The sequence below is a fragment of the Mesorhizobium sp. M0761 genome (assembly GCF_040320205.1).
In the GTDB taxonomy this organism is placed as follows: domain Bacteria; phylum Pseudomonadota; class Alphaproteobacteria; order Rhizobiales; family Rhizobiaceae; genus Mesorhizobium.
In genome coordinates, this window is record NZ_JAMYPF010000024.1 from 1 (window position 1) to 16,580 (window position 16,580).

General features: G+C 63.7%; 16 protein-coding genes and 1 tRNA gene. 10 read left to right on the forward strand and 7 right to left on the reverse strand.

Annotated elements, in window-relative coordinates; all coding sequences use genetic code 11:
* Nucleotides 1-787: 787 nt before the first annotated feature.
* The 3 genes from NKI32_RS27780 to NKI32_RS27790 form a co-directional block, all read right to left on the reverse strand.
* Complete coding sequence (locus NKI32_RS27780) at nucleotides 788-1,444, reverse strand: outer membrane protein (protein ID WP_023688264.1); 657 nt, start codon at nucleotides 1,442-1,444, stop codon at nucleotides 788-790.
* Between the two features lie 196 nt (nucleotides 1,445-1,640).
* A tRNA-Ala gene (locus tag NKI32_RS27785) sits at nucleotides 1,641-1,716 on the reverse strand.
* A 173-nt stretch (nucleotides 1,717-1,889) separates the two neighbouring features.
* The gene (locus NKI32_RS27790; protein WP_023683538.1) at nucleotides 1,890-2,282 is read right to left on the reverse strand and encodes a TIGR02300 family protein; all 393 of its coding nucleotides are present in this window, start codon (nucleotides 2,280-2,282) and stop codon (nucleotides 1,890-1,892) included.
* 206 nt (nucleotides 2,283-2,488) lie between these two features.
* On the opposite strand from NKI32_RS27790, the gene aroA reads away from it, so the two are divergent.
* The 4 genes from aroA (at nucleotide 2,489) to NKI32_RS27810 (ending at nucleotide 7,705) form a co-directional block, all read left to right on the forward strand.
* Nucleotides 2,489-3,847 carry a 3-phosphoshikimate 1-carboxyvinyltransferase gene (gene aroA, locus NKI32_RS27795; protein ID WP_023695918.1) on the forward strand — a complete coding sequence of 453 codons (1,359 nt, stop codon included), beginning with the start codon at nucleotides 2,489-2,491 and terminating at the stop codon, nucleotides 3,845-3,847.
* Nucleotides 3,848-4,087: 240 nt separating this feature from the next.
* The gene (gene cmk / locus NKI32_RS27800) at nucleotides 4,088-4,732 is read left to right on the forward strand and encodes a (d)CMP kinase (RefSeq protein WP_352626387.1); all 645 of its coding nucleotides are present in this window, start codon (nucleotides 4,088-4,090) and stop codon (nucleotides 4,730-4,732) included.
* Between the two features lie 205 nt (nucleotides 4,733-4,937).
* The gene (rpsA, locus tag NKI32_RS27805) at nucleotides 4,938-6,635 is read left to right on the forward strand and encodes a 30S ribosomal protein S1 (RefSeq protein ID WP_023671316.1); all 1,698 of its coding nucleotides are present in this window, start codon (nucleotides 4,938-4,940) and stop codon (nucleotides 6,633-6,635) included.
* A gap of 248 nt (nucleotides 6,636-6,883) precedes the next feature.
* Nucleotides 6,884-7,705, forward strand: coding sequence for an MOSC domain-containing protein (locus tag NKI32_RS27810; RefSeq protein WP_353004581.1), 822 nt, complete (start codon nucleotides 6,884-6,886; stop codon nucleotides 7,703-7,705).
* A 137-nt stretch (nucleotides 7,706-7,842) separates the two neighbouring features.
* Here the strand turns inward: NKI32_RS27810 and NKI32_RS27815 are convergent, their stop codons facing one another.
* From NKI32_RS27815 to NKI32_RS27830, 4 genes are all read right to left on the reverse strand, one after another.
* Complete coding sequence (locus NKI32_RS27815) at nucleotides 7,843-8,550, reverse strand: SDR family NAD(P)-dependent oxidoreductase (RefSeq protein ID WP_023732645.1); 708 nt, start codon at nucleotides 8,548-8,550, stop codon at nucleotides 7,843-7,845.
* A gap of 187 nt (nucleotides 8,551-8,737) precedes the next feature.
* Nucleotides 8,738-10,318, reverse strand: a complete 1,581-nt coding sequence (locus NKI32_RS27820) for a 5-guanidino-2-oxopentanoate decarboxylase (protein WP_023695923.1) — start codon at nucleotides 10,316-10,318, stop codon at nucleotides 8,738-8,740.
* Complete coding sequence (locus tag NKI32_RS27825; RefSeq protein WP_352626383.1) at nucleotides 10,315-10,983, reverse strand: TetR family transcriptional regulator C-terminal domain-containing protein; 669 nt, start codon at nucleotides 10,981-10,983, stop codon at nucleotides 10,315-10,317. Before NKI32_RS27825 ends, NKI32_RS27820 begins: the two co-directional genes overlap by 4 nt.
* On the reverse strand, nucleotides 10,953-11,825 hold the full coding sequence (locus tag NKI32_RS27830; RefSeq protein ID WP_353004584.1) for a dimethylarginine dimethylaminohydrolase family protein: 873 nt from the start codon (nucleotides 11,823-11,825) through the stop codon (nucleotides 10,953-10,955). Before NKI32_RS27830 ends, NKI32_RS27825 begins: the two co-directional genes overlap by 31 nt.
* Here NKI32_RS27830 and NKI32_RS27835 point away from each other — a divergent pair.
* The 6 genes from NKI32_RS27835 (at nucleotide 11,752) to NKI32_RS27860 (ending at nucleotide 16,522) form a co-directional block, all read left to right on the forward strand.
* Nucleotides 11,752-11,907 (forward strand): hypothetical protein, encoded by a 156-nt coding sequence (locus NKI32_RS27835; protein ID WP_353004615.1) that lies wholly within the window; start codon nucleotides 11,752-11,754, stop codon nucleotides 11,905-11,907. The genes NKI32_RS27830 and NKI32_RS27835 overlap by 74 nt on opposite strands.
* Nucleotides 11,908-12,051: 144 nt before the next feature.
* Nucleotides 12,052-12,867 carry an ABC transporter ATP-binding protein gene (locus NKI32_RS27840; protein WP_023671322.1) on the forward strand — a complete coding sequence of 272 codons (816 nt, stop codon included), beginning with the start codon at nucleotides 12,052-12,054 and terminating at the stop codon, nucleotides 12,865-12,867.
* Nucleotides 12,868-12,921: 54 nt separating this feature from the next.
* Entirely contained in the window at nucleotides 12,922-13,722 is an 801-nt protein-coding gene (locus NKI32_RS27845; protein WP_023671323.1) for a transporter substrate-binding domain-containing protein, read from the forward strand.
* A 161-nt stretch (nucleotides 13,723-13,883) separates the two neighbouring features.
* Nucleotides 13,884-14,597, forward strand: a complete 714-nt coding sequence (locus NKI32_RS27850; RefSeq protein WP_196813869.1) for an ABC transporter permease — start codon at nucleotides 13,884-13,886, stop codon at nucleotides 14,595-14,597.
* Nucleotides 14,597-15,406, forward strand: coding sequence for an ABC transporter permease (locus NKI32_RS27855; RefSeq protein ID WP_023689221.1), 810 nt, complete (start codon nucleotides 14,597-14,599; stop codon nucleotides 15,404-15,406). The genes NKI32_RS27850 and NKI32_RS27855 overlap by 1 nt, the downstream gene beginning before the upstream one ends.
* Nucleotides 15,407-15,520: 114 nt before the next feature.
* Nucleotides 15,521-16,522: an Ldh family oxidoreductase gene (locus NKI32_RS27860; protein ID WP_023695926.1), complete on the forward strand. Its 1,002-nt coding sequence runs from the start codon at nucleotides 15,521-15,523 to the stop codon at nucleotides 16,520-16,522.
* The last annotated feature ends 58 nt before the right edge of the window (nucleotides 16,523-16,580 follow it).

Sequence of the window (16,580 nt, forward strand, 5' to 3'; positions counted from 1 at the left end):
CCAGGGAATCGGTGACGTTGAACATCACCAGCCTGCCATGACCGCCCTCTCTCAGCGAATTTGCAGAACTCTCAGCACACTACCCAAAATCACAAAGCGCGTGGTGGGCGCTACGAAGCCGAACGGCACGGACTTCTGTATTCGACAGCGAGCGGATCGGGTTTGGCCTTCGCGTTCGCGCCACCGGCGGCATTTCGTGTTATCTTGCGCTACCGAGCCTGGTCCGGGCGATCTGCGTGACAATTGCCAAGGTTGGCAAGGTGACGGCCACTCACGCGCTCGACGTGACGACTTAGCAGGCGTAGGTCTATGGGAGCCTTGGAGAGCGGTGGCTGGTAAGCCAGGCAGGTAAAGGGACCATCCAACCCGCCGCTCGTTCGTCTATGCTGGCTCATTCCAGCTACTCCAGACCGATTGCCCCCAGCTCAAGCTGGCGGGCTTTTTCGTGCGGCCCAAGAACATCCTTGGAGCGAGGATGTTCAGTCGCACCCGGACGTTCTTCATCGGTCGCCCGTGCTTTTCGCCCTTATTATTTTCTCTGCCGCCGGCGCCACTGTCTGTTGTCGGTGGCGAGGCCGCTATCACCTTCTGAGCGGGCTAGCGAGGGAGTGCCTTCGACGGTGAAGACGATTCCGGCCTCTTCAAACGCTTTGCGGACTGCCGCGATATCGTGAGGACGCGATTTCCTGAATCCGTTCTCGAGACCGCTGATCGCCATTCCGCTAAGGTCGACCTTTGCGGCAAGTCGCACACGCGACCAGTTCAGCAAGGCTCGTGCTGCTAACAGCTAGAATTTCATCGCGACGCCGACGCGGAAGTCGTGCGTCTGAACCGTGTGTTCGAGTGTGCACCCGCCACCGCAATATTCTAGCGATTTCTTGCCAAAGAAGGAGAAATCATACTCTCCGCGCAAAAACACGTTGTGGGTGAGTGCGACGTCTAAACCTGCTCCAACGATGCCGCCTACCAAGGTGGCATCGCGCTCCGCGTCACCACCTGGATAGAACGTCTTCAACTTTGCGGCGGTTACCCCCGCCGTGACGAACGGCATGTACGCTCCCATGTCCATTCCGACTCGACCCTTTACAGAGCCAAACAACCCGGTGGAAGCGTCGAGGACGCCTGGGCCAGGAATGTCGTTGAAGGTGTTCTTCTTGAAGCGATATCCAAGCTCGCCTTCGACGCCGTAGACAATCTTGCCCGACTGGAAGTTATAGCCCGCAAAGCCGCCGATTGTTGCCGAGCCGGGGCTGTGGGTAGCTCCGGCGCCAATGTTCGGCTCATGGATCTTGTAGTGCTCCAGCGTTCCCGCGCCGAAGATACCAGCGTAAGGTCCTTGCCAGGTCCATTCAGGGGTGTCCACAGGAGCAGTAATGGTGTCGGCGGCGATTGCCGGCGCGGTCACCGAAAGCGCGATAAGTGAAGCGAAAAGAAAGGCTTTCATCGGAATCCCCAGCACAATGTCAGGCAACTAGTAGAATATGCCTGCAACTTTGTATGTAGCTAGGAAGCCACACCTGTCGGCAAAGTGCCCGCAGTGGAATCCGTCGACGTGAAACACTGCGGTGCCCCGGAACTAATCACAGTAACAGCGTTAAGCCAGCCGCGATGCTAAATGCATGGAAACATTGCAGACTGTTTGGTGGAGCCAATCGGGATCGAACCGACGACCTCTTGAATGCCATTCAAGCGCTCTCCCAACTGAGCTATGGCCCCACTCCGGCAGTCAGCCGTCGCCGTTGCCGGCGAGAGGTCCGGCGCGGGTTTCAGGACCGCGCCGTTTAGTGCAGGCGGCTTCTAACCCCGCCTTCCCTGAAGATCAAGCCTTCGAGGGCCGCTTTTTCGTCATAGCCCGTCAACGCCGCTAAATGCATGCGTTCGAAGCGTTCTTAGACTTCGTCGTCGTCGTCGCCGACGCCGATCATGTCGGCGACGTCGTCGTCTTCTTCCTCTTCGTCGGCAAGGAAAGTATCGTCCTCATCGTCGCCTAGATCGACATCGTCCTCGTCGTCGCCCAGATCGGGAAGCTCGTCGCCGGCCTTGACGTCTTCGTCGGCCTCTTCAAGCGAGACGACTTCAACGCCTTCTTCTTCCTCGGCGTCCACTTCCTTCTCGGCCACTTCCTCTTCCTCTTCGAGGGCGGCGATCTTGCCGTCCTCGAAATAGGAACGCGGATACGTCTTGCCCGTATAGGGCGAGACGATAGGGTCCTTGTTCAGGTCGTAGAATTTTCGGCCCGTTTCAGGGTCGACACGCTTTGTGCCAAGTTCGTTTTTTGCCACGTCAAGCCTCGTCAGTAAAAGAGTGGTCCCCTTAACCACAGTTTACCGCGCTGTCAAAGCGAAAAGCCGGCGTCACAAAACCAAGCACTGAAAGGCCTCGCGCCAAGCGACGACCATGGGGATGACCATTCGTGCCCGCCGTGATACGAGACCGCCGCAACAAATGAAAAGCGCCGGTGCGCCGGCATTCCGTCCAGGGAAATTCCATGTCTCACGCCGCCGCTGCCAAGCCGGCCACCGCCCGCAAATCATCTGCCCTTTCCGGCACCGCGCGGGTGCCGGGCGACAAGTCGATTTCGCACCGTTCCATGATGTTCGGCGGGCTCGCGTCCGGCGAAACCCGCGTCACCGGCCTGCTCGAAGGCGAGGATGTGATGCGCACGGCTGCCGCCATGAAGGCGATGGGCGCGCATATCGAGAAGCGCGGCGCCGAGTGGGTGATCCGCGGCACCGGCAATGGCGCGCTGCTGCAGCCGGAAGGCCCGCTCGATTTCGGCAATGCCGGCACCGGCTCCCGCCTCACAATGGGCCTTGTCGGCACTTACGACATGGAAACCACCTTCATCGGCGACGCATCGCTGTCGGGACGGCCGATGGGCCGCGTGCTCGAACCCTTGCGCCAGATGGGCGTGCAGGTGCTGAAGGCGACGCCGGGCGACCGCATGCCGATCACGCTGCATGGGCCGAAACACGCCGCACCCATTACCTACCGCGTGCCGATGGCCTCGGCGCAGGTGAAGTCGGCCGTGCTGCTGGCAGGCCTCAACACGCCCGGCATCACCACCGTGATCGAACCGGTGATGACGCGCGATCATACCGAAAAGATGCTTAGGGGATTTGGCGCCAATCTCTCGGTCGAGACCGACGAGCGCGGCGTGCGCCACATCTTCATCGAGGGCCAGGGCAAATTGACGGGGCAGACCATCGCCGTGCCCGGCGACCCCTCCTCGGCCGGCTTCCCGCTGGTCGCGGCACTGATCGTGCCGGGTTCGGACATCGTCATCGAGAACGTGCTGATGAACCCCACCCGCACCGGCCTGCTTCTAACGTTGCAGGAAATGGGCGGCCAGATCGACATCTTGAACCCGCGCAATGCCGGCGGCGAGGATGTTGCCGATCTGCGCGTGCGCTACTCCGAGCTCAAGGGCGTCACCGTGCCGCCCGAGCGGGCGCCGTCGATGATCGACGAATATCCGGTGCTGGCGGTTGCCGCGAGCTTCGCCGAGGGCGAGACGTTGATGCAGGGGCTGGAAGAGCTGCGGGTGAAGGAATCCGACCGACTGGCAGCGGTTGCCAATGGGCTGAAGCTCAACGGCGTCGACTGCACCGAAGGCGAAGCTTCGCTCGCGGTGCGCGGAAAGCCCGGCGGCAAGGGGCTGGGCGGCCATCCCAATAGCCAGGACACGACGGTGCAGACGCATCTCGACCATCGTATCGCCATGAGCTTCCTGGTGATGGGGCTGGCAACGGAAAAGCCGGTAACCATCGACGACGCCGCAATGATCGCGACGAGCTTCCCGGAGTTCATGGGGCTGATGACGGGGCTCGGTGCGGAGATCGGGTAGGTTGATGTCAAGCGCAAAGCAAGCAGAGATGTCGGCGGGACAGCACCCCCCTCTGTCCTGCCGGACATCTCCCCCGCAAGGGGGGAGATCGGCCGTCACAGCGGCTTTCGCCAGTTTTCGAAATTGCAGGAAAGAGTGGGGCGCAGAAGCTTCTGATCTCCCCCCTGGAGGGGGAGATGTCCGGCAGGACAGAGGGGGGCGCGAAGGATCGCGGCGTCTGTCTTTCGTGTTGGCCCGCCAATGACCTTCACCATCGCCATCGACGGTCCCGCCGGCGCCGGCAAAGGCACGCTTGCCCGGCGGCTCGCCGACCACTACCGCCTCAATCTGCTCGACACCGGCCTGACCTACCGCGCCGTCGCCTATGCGCTGCTTCAGTATGCGCTGCCGCTCGACAATGTCTCGGCGGCCGAAACCGCCGCACGCCAGGTTGATCTGGCAAAGCTCGACCGTGCGGTGCTGTCGGCGCATGCTGTCGGCGAAGCGGCTTCGAAGGTAGCGGTTTACCCTACCGTTCGGCGCATCCTGGTCGAAAAGCAGCGCGATTTCGCCAAAACGCCGCCGGGCGCGGTGCTCGACGGGCGCGACATCGGCACGGTCGTGTCCCCTGACGCCGACATAAAACTCTATGTGACGGCGAGTGCGCAGGTCCGGGCGCAGCGCCGGCTGGCGGAAATCGAGAGCATCGGCGGCACTGCCAATTTCGCCGAAATCCTTGCCGATATCATGCGCCGCGACGAGCGCGACATGGGCAGGGCCGACTCGCCGCTGAAGCCCGCCGCCGACGCGCACTTGCTTGATACCTCCGAAATGGCTATAGAGGCCGCGTTTCTGGCGGCCAAAGCGATCATCGACGACGCCTTGGCCAAGAGAGATAAAGCCTGATCCAGGGTTTTCCCGCTGCCACCGATTGCCGGAAGCGAAGAAAATACCCATATCGGGCACGAACCAGCCTGCCAGCATTCTTCATGCGCCGGAATTGCCGCTTAGGCGGCCCAGGGCTTTTGTAGCCCGGAACGCCGGCAGGCCAACGCAACGCTAACCCACGGCGCCCGTCCCGCTTAAGATGCGGGGCACTCCAGGAGAAAATATGTCAGCTGCAAATCCCACTCGCGACGATTTCGCGAGCCTGCTCGAAGAATCATTTACCACCGGTCACTCCGGCGAAGGTCAGGTCGTCAAGGGCACGATCCTGGCGATCGAAAAAGACATGGCCATCATCGATGTCGGCCTCAAGGTCGAAGGCCGCGTGCCGCTGAAGGAATTCGGCGTCAAGGGCAAGGACTCGACGCTCAAGGTCGGCGACACGGTCGAGGTCATGGTCGAGCGCATCGAAAACGCGCTGGGCGAAGCCGTCCTGTCGCGCGACAAAGCCCGCCGCGAAGAGAGCTGGGTCAAGCTCGAAGAGAAGTTCACCAAGGGTGAGCGCGTCGAAGGCGTCATCTTCAACCAGGTCAAGGGCGGCTTCACCGTCGACCTCGACGGCGCCGTGGCGTTCCTGCCGCGCAGCCAGGTCGATATCCGCCCGATCCGCGACGTCTCCCCGCTGATGCACAACCCGCAGCCCTTCGAGATCCTCAAGATGGATCGCCGCCGCGGCAACATCGTTGTGTCGCGCCGCACCGTGCTCGAGGAAAGCCGCGCCGAACAGCGTTCGGAAATCGTGCAGAACCTCGAAGAAGGCCAGGTTGTCGAAGGCGTCGTCAAGAACATCACCGATTACGGTGCGTTCGTCGACCTCGGCGGCATCGACGGCCTGCTGCATGTCACCGACATGGCATGGCGCCGCGTCAACCATCCGACCGAAATCCTCAACATCGGTCAGACGGTCAAGGTGCAGATCATCCGCATCAACCAGGAAACCCACCGTATCTCGCTCGGCATGAAGCAGCTCGAGAGCGATCCGTGGTCCGAGATCGGCACCAAGTTCCCGATCGGCAAGAAGATCAAGGGTACCGTCACCAACATCACCGACTACGGCGCGTTCGTCGAGCTGGAGCCGGGCATCGAAGGCCTCATCCACGTTTCGGAAATGTCGTGGACCAAGAAGAACGTGCATCCCGGCAAGATCCTGTCGACGACGCAGGAAGTCGACGTTGTCGTGCTCGAGGTCGATCCGGCTAAGCGCCGCATCTCGCTCGGCCTCAAGCAGACGCTGGAAAACCCGTGGCAGGCTTTCGCCGCGAGCCATCCGGTCGGCAGCCAGGTCGAGGGCGAGGTCAAGAACAAGACCGAGTTCGGCCTGTTCATCGGCCTCGAAGGTGACGTGGACGGCATGGTGCACCTTTCCGACCTCGACTGGACCCGTCCGGGCGAGCAGGTCATCGAAGAGTACAATCGCGGCGACATGGTCAAGGCGCAGGTGCTCGACGTCGACATCGACAAGGAGCGCATCTCGCTCGGCATCAAGCAACTGGCCAAGGATACGGTCGGCGAAGCCGCGACTTCAGGCGAACTGCGCAAGAACGCGGTGGTCACCTGCGAAGTCACCGGCATCAAGGATGGCGGTCTGGAAGTGCGGCTGGTCGACAGCGGCATCGAGACCTTCATCAAGCGCAACGACCTCAGCCGTGACCGTGACGAGCAGCGCCCCGAGCGCTTCTCGGTCGGCCAGAAGCTGGACGCCCGCGTCATCGCCTTCGACAAGAAGACCCGCAAGCTGCAGGTCTCGATCAAGGCGCTGGAAATCGCCGAAGAGAAGGAAGCCGTCGCACAGTACGGCTCGACCGACTCCGGCGCTTCGCTGGGCGACATCCTTGGCGCCGCGCTGAAGAAGCAGGGCAGCTAAGCCGCTTGGCGCGCAGCGCGTAAGTCGCTTCGCGCAAGCGTAAACCTCGGCTGCGCCTCACGCGCGGCTTGAACAAGAAGACCCGCGGGCCGCAAGGCTCGCGGGTTTTTTCATGCTCGGCGACGCGGTTGGCACAAGACAAAGCCGGCGGAACCCCTTCAATTCCGCATGCGCGGCTGTAGGCTCGGCTGTCGTTGCAGACGTAAACACGGAAGTCCGGCCCTTCGAGCAACGGAGAAGCATGCGCGATGAAGGTCGTCGAACTCTATCGCTATCCGGTCAAGAGCCTGCGCGGCCATGCCGTGCCGAGCGCCGACATCGAGACAATGGGCATGGAAGGCGACCGCCGCTGGATGGTCGTCGACAAGGATGGGCAGTTCCTCACCATTCGCCAGATACCTGATATGACGACGATCGACGTCGAGCATCGCGGAACGGGCATCCTGTTGAAACATGACAGGCATGGCTCGCACTTCGTCGAGGCTCCGGCTCCCGGCACCGCGCTCCGGCAAGTCAAGATCTGGAAGGATATGGCTGCCGCGCGGCCGGGCGATCCGGCCGCCGGCGCCTATCTCTCGGCTATTCTTGGCCGGCCTGTCGATCTCGTCTATTTCGACGATCCGCAAAACCGGCCGGTCGATGCGGAATTCGGCCAGCCCGGCGATTTCGTCGGCTTTGCCGACGGTTTTCCGCTGCTGATCGCCACGACAGGCTCGCTGAACCATCTGAACAGCCATCTTGCCAGGCCCATCGAGATGGCGCGGTTCCGGCCAAACATCGTCGTCGACGCAGACGGCGCATGGCCTGAAGACAGCTGGAAGACGATCCGCATCGGCACGGTGGAGTTTCGCATCGCAAAGCCCTGCTCGCGCTGCGTCATCACCACCCGAGATCCGTTGAGCGGCGAGCAGCCGGACCCGCGCGAGCCGTTGCAGACGCTTGGCAAACTCCACCGCTCCGCCAAGGGCGGCATCATTTTCGGCCAGAATGCCATTCCCAACAACGCCGGCACGATCGCCATCGGCGACGCAGTCGAGGTCGTGGAAGCGGGCGTCTCGAACCTGACGTAGTCGCAGCCCTTCTAATGCCGTGGAGGCGTCGGCGGGTCGCCATGATTGAATGGCCAACCTCCGCTGTAGATCAGGCGAGATCGGCAAAGGCCGCCATCGGAAGCCAAACCAAATGAGCCGCTCTGCGCGGCGGAACTTCAGGCGCGGCCGTAGAGCGGCGCCAGCGTTCCGCTCATTGCCAGATTGGCCGGTGATGCCAGATAGGCGATTGCCTCGGCGGCGGCTTCGAGGCTGACCCATCTGCCGAAATCGGCGTCCGGCATGTCGGCGCGGTTGGCTGGCGTATCGAGCGTCGAGGGCGCCACCGCGTTGACCAGTATGCCTTTGTGCTTCAGCTCTTCCGCCATCGCCACGGTCATCGCCGCCACCGCCGCTTTGCTGGCGGTATAGGCGACCATGCCGGCGCCTCGGCGCGGATCGAGCCCGGCGCGTGCCGTGACATTGACGATGCGGCCCGCTGTGTTCGAGCCCAGCATGGAGCGCACCGCAGCGCGGCAGCACAGAAAGGCGGTGCGGGCGTTGGTGTCCATCATTTCGGCAAAGGATGCGGATTCGATCTTCTCGACCGGGGCTGCGGCAAAGCCGCCGGCCAGATGGATGGAGGCCCACAATTCGGGGACGCTGTCATAGAAGGCATCGACCTTGGCAGGATCGGCGAGATCGACATTGTGCGCCAGCCGGACGCGATCATGGGCCGCGAAGGGGAAATGCGAGGGGGCCGACGCGTGGGCATTCGGCACATGGCAGATCGCGCCGTCCCCCAGCAATTTGCCGACGACCGCGGCACCCAGCGCCCCGGTGCCACCGGTCACCACGATATGCTTGCCCTGAACTGTTTCCGTCATCCTGGACGCTCCTGTCGTTTCTTATGATTATGTCGCTTGTCGTGCCGCGCCGACGCAGAGCGTCGCGCCTTTTGCACGATCACTCAACCGACATCTCGACATGGCAGTTGTTGCGTCTTTGCATCGCTCGAAGTCGCCGACCGCCCCCTTCTGACCCGCGCATTGACGTAAAGCGCGCGGTCAAGCGTCAGTCGATGGTGATTTCGACGACGTGAGGCATGCCCGTTGCGCGTGCGCGTTTGAGCGCATCGGCGAGACCGGCAGTACCGGCAAGCCGTTCGGCTGATATGCCGTAGGCCTCGGCCAGCTTGCAGAAATCCGGCGGCGCCGGCGACACGCCGACCGGCTCGACGCCGACATCGAGCATCGACGTTTCGATCTCGCGATAGCCTCTGTTGTTCCAGACGACGAAGATGACCGGTGCGGGTGCATCGAGCGCCGCGCCCAGCTCCGGCAAGGTGAACTGGAAGCCGCCGTCGCCGGTGAGGCAGACCACCGGCACGCCGGGCATGGCAAGGGCTGCGCCGATCGCCGCCGGTGGTCCGTAGCCGAGCGCGCCGAAACCGGTGGCGGCATTGAACCAGCCGCCTGGCCGGTCATGGTCGTAGTAAAGGTTGGCGGCGTAGATCGGCTGGGTGGAATCGCCGACGATGATGGCGCCCGGCAGCGCGTCGCGAATGGTTTCCACCGCACGCACCTGCGCGGCATAGGCCGGGCTGAGCTCGGCAAAGGCCGCCTTTCTCGACGCGGCTGCGCGGCTCTCGCCGTCCTTCGCCGCGGCATGATCAGGGTGGAGCGCGCCAAGCAGTGCGCCAAGCGCCTCCGCGCAATCGGCCTGGATGCCGACGCTCACCGGGCGGCGGGCGAGCTGGTCGGCGCCGATATCGATGCGGATCAGATTGGCGGGCAGCACGAAGCCGCCATCGCTGTAACCGTCATAGTCGGTCGGGCCGAATTCGGTGCCGGCGGCGATGACCAGATCGGCGTCTGCCATCAGCGCACGCACCGCCTTCAGGCTGGGGCTGGCCGGCACGCAAAGCGGATGTGCATGCAGCAGACCGCGCGCATTGGCGGTCTGGGCGACAGGCGCGCCGAGCCGCTCGGCCAAAAGCTGCAATGGCTGTTCGGCGCGCTTGGCGCCGCCACCGGCAAGGATCAGCGGCCGGCGCGCGGCTGCGATCAGCCTGGCTGCCTCGGCAATGGCCGCGCCATCCGGCGCCCGCGGCGCTGCATTGGTGAGCGAAGCAGCGATGCCGTCGGCCGGTTTGACCATGACGTCGGTCGGGATCTCGATATGGACGGGGCCCGGCCGCGACGACGAAAACAGCGCGAAGGCCCGCGCCAAAGCGCCAGGCAATTCGCTGGCCTCGGTGACACGCTGCGAAAACAGCGCCACCTTCTCCATCATGCCGCGCTGGTCCGGCAGTTCGTGCAGGAAGCCCAGCCCCTTTCCCAGCGTCGGCATCGCGTTGACGCCCGAAATCACCAGCATCGGCACCGAATCGGCGCGCGCCTGGCCCATTGCGGTGATGGTGTTGGTCAGCCCCGGTCCGGTGATGACAAAGGCAACGCCCGGCCGGCCGCTGGCACGGGCATAGCCGTCGGCCATGAAGCCGGCGCCCTGTTCGTGACGCGGCGTGACATGGCGTATCTTTGAACGCGCCAGCCCGCGGTAAAGCTCGACAGTGTGGACGCCAGGAATGCCGAAAACGGTGTCGACGCCATGCGCTTCGAGCAGCGTGATCAGCGCTTCGCCGATGGTGGTCATAGGTTCTCTCCCTTTTGCGGCGCGAGGCCGAGCTCGGCCTCTATGGCTTTGACGCCGATCGCCGCCAATTCGCCAGGCGAGAACATCTCTGCGGCCAGACAGCCTTCGATCCAGAGCCCGTCGATGATCGCGTTGATGGCAATGGCATGGCGGCGCAGTTCATTTGCGTTTGGCCTGCGCTGCTCGGCGCCGAGCACTTCGGCAACGACTGCTTCCACCTCGTTGCGAAAGCCAAGATAGCCTTCGCGGTGGGCGCGAGCCAGGCTCGGATCCGCGCCGGCGCGGCCGATGAAGGTTGCCCAGAGCGAAAACACGCGTGCATCGATGATCGGGGCGTTGAGGTTGGCGGTAACGAAGGCCGCAAGGCGCTGGCGCGGCGCGGCGTCTTCCATGAGCAATGCCGCCTTCGCCTGCTCGGTCATACGGCCCATCAGCGCCGCGTACGCTTCCTGCAGCAAGTCTTCCTTGCCGGGGAAATAGTGCCGGATCAGCCCCGCGGTGACGCCGGCGCGCAGTGCGATGGTGCGCAGGCTGGCGCCCTCCAGCCCATGTTCGGCCACGCTGTCCAGGGTCGCGTCGATCAGATCCTGCCGCCGCCGCTCCTCGCCCTCGCGGCGGAACTTGCGGCGCTCATTCATTGCCGCAGGATGGGCCGCGTCAGGCATGTCGGCCCACCTTCGCAGGCGATGCAGAGGGCATCCGCCTCGAAGATTTGAACCGTGCAGCCGGCGGCTTCCATCGCGGCCCTGGTCTTGGGAAAGCCGGCGACGGCAATGACTTTATGCGGGCTGGTCGGCAGCACGTTCAGGCTGAGGCCGTTGGACGCGGCAAACTCTTCGGCGTCGCCTTCCACCAGCCGGATGCCGCGCGCCTTCAGCAACTGGTAGAACGGCGCCGGCAAAAGCGGTGAATAGACCAGGGCCAGGTCGTCGGCCAGCGGGCTGATCACCGACATCAGATGCAGGCACGCCTCCTCGCCCTGCCACAGCGGCAGATCGAAGCCGTAGACGGAAATGCCGAGCGGCGTCAGCAGGTTGGAAACCTGCTGTATGCCTTCCTGGTTGGAGCGCACCCCGCGCCCGATTACCAGCGTGTTTTTATCCAGCCATACGCAATCGCCGCCTTCGACCTGGCCGGGAGCCTCGACGCGGCCGAGGATAGGAATACCCAGGCGTGAGTAGGTTTCCTCATGCAGCGATGGCTCCCGGGCGCGCAATGGCTTGCCCATGGACAGGATCAGCGCGCCGCGGTCGGTCATCAGCGACGGGTCATGGGTGAATACGGAATCCGACAGCCCGTCGGCCTTGTCATCGATCCATTCGATTTCGGCGCCGGACGCCGTCACCAGCTCAGCGAGAGCCGCGTGCTGCGCCGCCGCTTTCGCCGGGTCGAAACCCGGGCCATAGTGCCAGATAGCCCGGTCGGCACCGCGCATGGCATTGGCCGCCGACCGCATCAGCACGCGCCGCAACGGCGCCGCCATGGACTGTGATCCGAAAGCGCTCATCGGTGCCCTTTTCGATGCCGTGTTCAGGGTGAAAAAAATGGAAGAAATTTCATCAGAGGCTATTTATACACTTGCACAATAAGGCCGCAAGTGCCGTAATGAGCGGGATTGACGGGCTCGCGCTGTTGGGTCCATGCTGAAGTCTGGAGTGGGCATTACAGCGTATGTTGATTAGCCGGATAGACGTTCGACGATCTGCCGTGGACCCTGTGGCAGAGGTTCCCCGGTGAGCGCGGCGGGAACCGCCGCAGTCCAATCCGGCAAGGCGCAGGACGGCGCCGCCGAAGCCATCCATGTCGAGAACCTGCACAAGAAATTCGGCCATCTGCATGTGCTGAAAGGCGTTTCGCTGTCGGCGCGCGACGGCGAGGTGATCGCCATTATCGGCGGCTCGGGTTCCGGCAAGTCGACGCTGCTGCGCTGCATCAACTGCCTGGAAAACCCGACCAGCGGCATCATCCGCGTCAATGGCGAGGAGATCAAACTCAAGGCCGACAGCCACGGCCACACCGTGCCCGCCGACCGCCGGCAGATCGAACGCATCCGCGCCAAGCTCGGCATGGTGTTCCAGAACTTCAACCTGTGGAGCCACATGACGCTGATCGAGAACGTCATCGAGGTTCCGGTGCATGTTCTGGGCGTCAGGCGCGACGTGGCGATCAGGGAAGCCGAAAAGCTTTTGGCGCGCGTCGGCCTGGCCGAAAAGCGCGACGTCTATCCGGCCTATCTCTCGGGCGGCCAGCAGCAGCGCGCGGCGATCGCCCGCGCCCTGGCCATCAACCCGCGCGTCATGCTGTTCGACGAGCCGACCTCGGCGCTCGACCCGGAGCTGGTCGGCGAGGTGCTGAAGGTGATCGGCGACCTGGCGCGCGAGGGCCGCACCATGGTGCTGGTCACGCATGAAATGAAATTCGCCCGCGAGGTCGCGACCCATGTCGTCTACCTCTGCAACGGGCTGGTCGAGGAAGAGGGGCCGCCGGAGCAGATATTCGGCGCACCGAAATCCGAAAGGCTGAAGCAGTTCATCCGCAACATCGGCTAGGACAAGCCGGGACGGAAGAAAACCGGGAACCAACAACAAACTGGGAGTCGTGACATGAAGACTGTTCTGAAAACATTCGCCGCAGCGCTGCTGCTCGGCGTTGCCGCCATGGGCGTGGCCAAGGCCGATCCGGTCAAGATCGGTGTCGCCGCCGAGCCCTATCCGCCCTTCACCTCGCCGGACGCTTCCGGCAAATGGGTTGGCTGGGAAATCGAGTTCATCGACGCCGTCTGCGCCGAGGAGAAGCTCGACTGCGTCATCACGCCTGTCGCCTGGGACGGCATCATCCCGGCGCTGACGACCAAGAAGATCGACGTCATCGCCAGTTCGATGTCGATCACCGCCGAACGCGAGAAGACCATCGACTTCTCGGATAAGTACTACAACACGCCGACCGCCATCATCGGGCCGAAGGACCAGAAATTCGGCGCCACGCCCGACGATCTCAAGGGCAAAGTGCTCGGCGTGCAGGTGTCGACCACCCATTCGGCCTATGCCAAGAAGCATTTCGGGCCCACGGCCGCCGAGATCAAGGAATACCAGACGCAGGACGAAGCCAACAACGATCTGGCCGCAGGCCGCCTCGACGCCGTCCAGGCGGATTCGATCGCGCTCGACGCATTTCTGAAGTCGGACCAGGGCAAGGCCTGCTGCGATCTGAAGGGCATGGTGGCTCCGGACGATGAAGTGCTCGGACCGGGCGTGGGCGCCGGCGTGCGCAAGGAAGACACCGACCTTAAGGCCAAGATCAACGCCGGCATCAAGGCGATCCGCTCGAACGGCAAATATGACGAGATATCGAAGAAATACTTCGATTTCGACATTTACGGTGGTGGCGGCGCGCAGTCGAACTGACGATCCTCGCATGAGCTGAGGGGCATGGCGCCAACGCCATGCCCCTCCTGCCCGACCTTTCCCAGACATGCTTGCCGCCGGCGCTGCCGTCGGCGGTGGTTGGACCCAGCAATCCGGGGGCGACGCTGATCGACGCACTTCTTTCGGCCTCGGCGGCCGGCATCATAGAACTTCTCTCGCCCAATCCGCCGGGCTGGGGCGGCACGCTGTTGCTTGGGCTGCTCCATTCGATCGAGATCGCGCTCGGCGCCACGGTCCTCGGTCTTCTGATCGGCACCGGTGGCGCCTTTGGCAAGCTCTATGGCGGTCCTGTCGTGCGCGACCTGCTGGCGGTTTACACCACCATCGTGCGCGCCGTGCCCGAACTGGTGCTGATCCTGCTGCTCTATTATGCCGGAACAGACCTGATCAACCAGGCGCTGACCGCTATGGGCTACCAGCGCGTCGACATCAGCGGCCTTGCCGCGGGCATCGCCGTGCTCGGCTTTGTCCAGGGCGCCTATTCGACCGAAGTGATCCGCGGCGCCATCCTGGCCATACCGCAGGGCCAGATCGAAGCCGCCCGCGCCTATGGCATGTCACCCGGGCTCATGCTGCGGCGCATCACCTTGCCGGCAATGCTGCCCTTCGCCATACCCGGGCTCGCCAATCTGTGGCTGATCGCCACCAAGGATACGGCCCTTCTGGCGGTCGTCGGCTTTTACGAACTGGCGCTGGCGACGCGGCAGGCGGCGGGCGTCACCAAAGCCTATTTCACCTTCTTTTTCGCCGCGGGCGTGCTCTATCTCATCTTGTCGCTGGTCTCCAACCTGCTCATCGGCCGCCTCGAGGCCTGGTCGCGGCGCGGTATGCCGTCGCTCAAGGATGCGCGCTGATGGCCGGAGAAGCGACCATCATCAACGCTGCCGCGCGCACGTCGCTGTGGCTGCAGCCGCATCGCATCGTGCTGATCCTGGTCGCGATCGCGCTGGTTTTCGGCGCAGCCTTCTTCATGCGCTGGGATTGGCTGCCGCAATATTACGAAATGGGGCTTCTCGGCATCTGGCGGTCGCTGTGGATCCTGGCCGTCACCTGCTTTCTCGGCTTCCTGCTCGCCGTGCCGCTCGGGCTGGCGCAGGCCGCCGGCCCGTTCTGGCTTTCCGCTCCAGCCAGGACATTCTGCACCGTCATCAGGGGCACGCCGCTGCTGATCCAGCTGTGGCTGCTCTATTACGGGCTGGGCTCGCTGTTTCCGCAATATCCGTGGATTCGCGAATCCTGGATGTGGCCGTATCTCAGGCAAGCCTGGCCCTATGGCGTGCTGGCGTTGACCTTGTCATTCGCCGGCTATGAGGGCGAAGTGATGCGCGGCGCCTTTGCCGGCGTGCCCAAGGGGCAGCTCGAGGCAGCCCGCGCCTTCGGCATGAGCCGCTGGAAGATTTTCCGCCGCATCTGGCTGCCGCAGGCCATCTACCGGGCGCTGCCGACGCTGACCGGCGAAACCGTGCTGCAGCTGAAGTCGACGCCGCTGGTGGCGACGATCAGCGTCATCGACATCTTCGCAGTCTCGTCCAAGGTCCGGCAGGACACCTACCTCACCTACGAACCCTTGCTGCTTTTGGCGCTGATCTACATGATCATCACCGGCATACTGGTGTTTGCATTCAGCAAGATCGAGGCGCGCATACCGAACAAGGTGGGCTAGGGAACAGTGAGCAGGCAGTAGTGAGTAGTCAGCATATGACCGGGAAACCGCTTGCTTTCGCTACTCCCTACTGACTACTCCCTACTCACTCTCACCACCAATCGGGTCCGCACCATGCAACTCTCTCTCGACCAGGCAACAGGGCTGTGCCGGATGGCGGCGCTCGGCGCCGGCGCCAATGAGGAGGCGGCGAGGTCGCTCACCGCCTCGATCATTGCCGCCGAGGCGGAAGGGCTTTCGACCGTCGGGCTGACCCATTTCATCGATTACCTCGAAGCGCTGGAAGCCGGCCGCATCGACGGCAATGCCGATCCCGTGATCACCAGGCCGGCGCTCGCCGTCTATCTCTCCGATGCGCGTGGCGGCCTCGCCCATACCGGCTTCGACCGCACCATCGACGACCTCGCCAAGGCGGCAAGGCTGTTCGGCGTCGCCATCTTCTCGCAGAAGAACGCTTATACCTGCGGCGCACTAGGCTATTTCACCGGGCGTCTGGCGCAATTGGGATTGGTCTCCTTCGCCGCCACCAACGGGCCGGCGGTGCTGGCAGGCTCGGGCTCGGTCAAGCCGGTCTATTGCACCAACCCGATGTCGTTTGCGGCACCCGCCGCTGATGGCGCGCCGCTGGTCATCGACCAGTCGTCGAGCGCCACCGCCTTCGTCAACATCCGCAAGGCGGCCGAGGACGGCAAGAAGATCCCCGAAGGCTGGGCGCTGGACGCCAGCGGCAACCCGACCACCGATCCGGCCGCGGCCATGAAGGGCGCCATGCTGGCCTTCGGCGGCCAGCGCGGCGCCAACATCGCGCTGATGGTCGAAGTGCTGGCGGCTGGCCTGTCGGGCGCCAACTGGTCGCTCGACGCGCCCTGGTTCTCCGGCGGACCGGACAGCCCGGGAACCGGCCTGTTCGTGCTCGCCGTCGAGCCCAAGCTGCTCGACCCGGATTTTGAGCAGCGCATGAAGGACCAGCTCGACCGGCTGCGCCGGCGCTTTGGCGTGCACGTGCCGGGCCGGGCGCGGGCCGAAGCGGCGGAGAAGGCGCAGGCGCGCGGCATCAACGCCCCCAAAGCCGTGGTGCAGCGCATTTCCGAATTCGCCGAGCGCTATTCGGGCTGAAGAATCCTTCTTTATCAAACAATTTAAACTGACCTTCCGGTTGGCGACGGGCAGGCGC

What these genes read in the sequence shown, in the direction of transcription:
- NKI32_RS27830 (WP_353004584.1), bottom strand. Translation starts at nt 11,825, where the DNA reads ATGAGCGCTTTCGGATCACAGTCCATGGCGGCGCCGTTGCGGCGCGTG.
- NKI32_RS27835 (WP_353004615.1), top strand. Translation starts at nt 11,752, where the DNA reads ATGGCATTGGCCGCCGACCGCATCAGCACGCGCCGCAACGGCGCCGCC.
- NKI32_RS27845 (WP_023671323.1), top strand. Translation starts at nt 12,922, where the DNA reads ATGAAGACTGTTCTGAAAACATTCGCCGCAGCGCTGCTGCTCGGCGTT.
- NKI32_RS27860 (WP_023695926.1), top strand. Translation starts at nt 15,521, where the DNA reads ATGCAACTCTCTCTCGACCAGGCAACAGGGCTGTGCCGGATGGCGGCG.
- NKI32_RS27825 (WP_352626383.1), bottom strand. Translation starts at nt 10,983, where the DNA reads ATGCCTGACGCGGCCCATCCTGCGGCAATGAATGAGCGCCGCAAGTTC.
- NKI32_RS27815 (WP_023732645.1), bottom strand. Translation starts at nt 8,550, where the DNA reads ATGACGGAAACAGTTCAGGGCAAGCATATCGTGGTGACCGGTGGCACC.
- NKI32_RS27855 (WP_023689221.1), top strand. Translation starts at nt 14,597, where the DNA reads ATGGCCGGAGAAGCGACCATCATCAACGCTGCCGCGCGCACGTCGCTG.
- NKI32_RS27780 (WP_023688264.1), bottom strand. Translation starts at nt 1,444, where the DNA reads ATGAAAGCCTTTCTTTTCGCTTCACTTATCGCGCTTTCGGTGACCGCG.
- NKI32_RS27810 (WP_353004581.1), top strand. Translation starts at nt 6,884, where the DNA reads ATGAAGGTCGTCGAACTCTATCGCTATCCGGTCAAGAGCCTGCGCGGC.
- rpsA (WP_023671316.1), top strand. Translation starts at nt 4,938, where the DNA reads ATGTCAGCTGCAAATCCCACTCGCGACGATTTCGCGAGCCTGCTCGAA.
- NKI32_RS27820 (WP_023695923.1), bottom strand. Translation starts at nt 10,318, where the DNA reads ATGACCACCATCGGCGAAGCGCTGATCACGCTGCTCGAAGCGCATGGC.
- cmk (WP_352626387.1), top strand. Translation starts at nt 4,088, where the DNA reads ATGACCTTCACCATCGCCATCGACGGTCCCGCCGGCGCCGGCAAAGGC.
- aroA (WP_023695918.1), top strand. Translation starts at nt 2,489, where the DNA reads ATGTCTCACGCCGCCGCTGCCAAGCCGGCCACCGCCCGCAAATCATCT.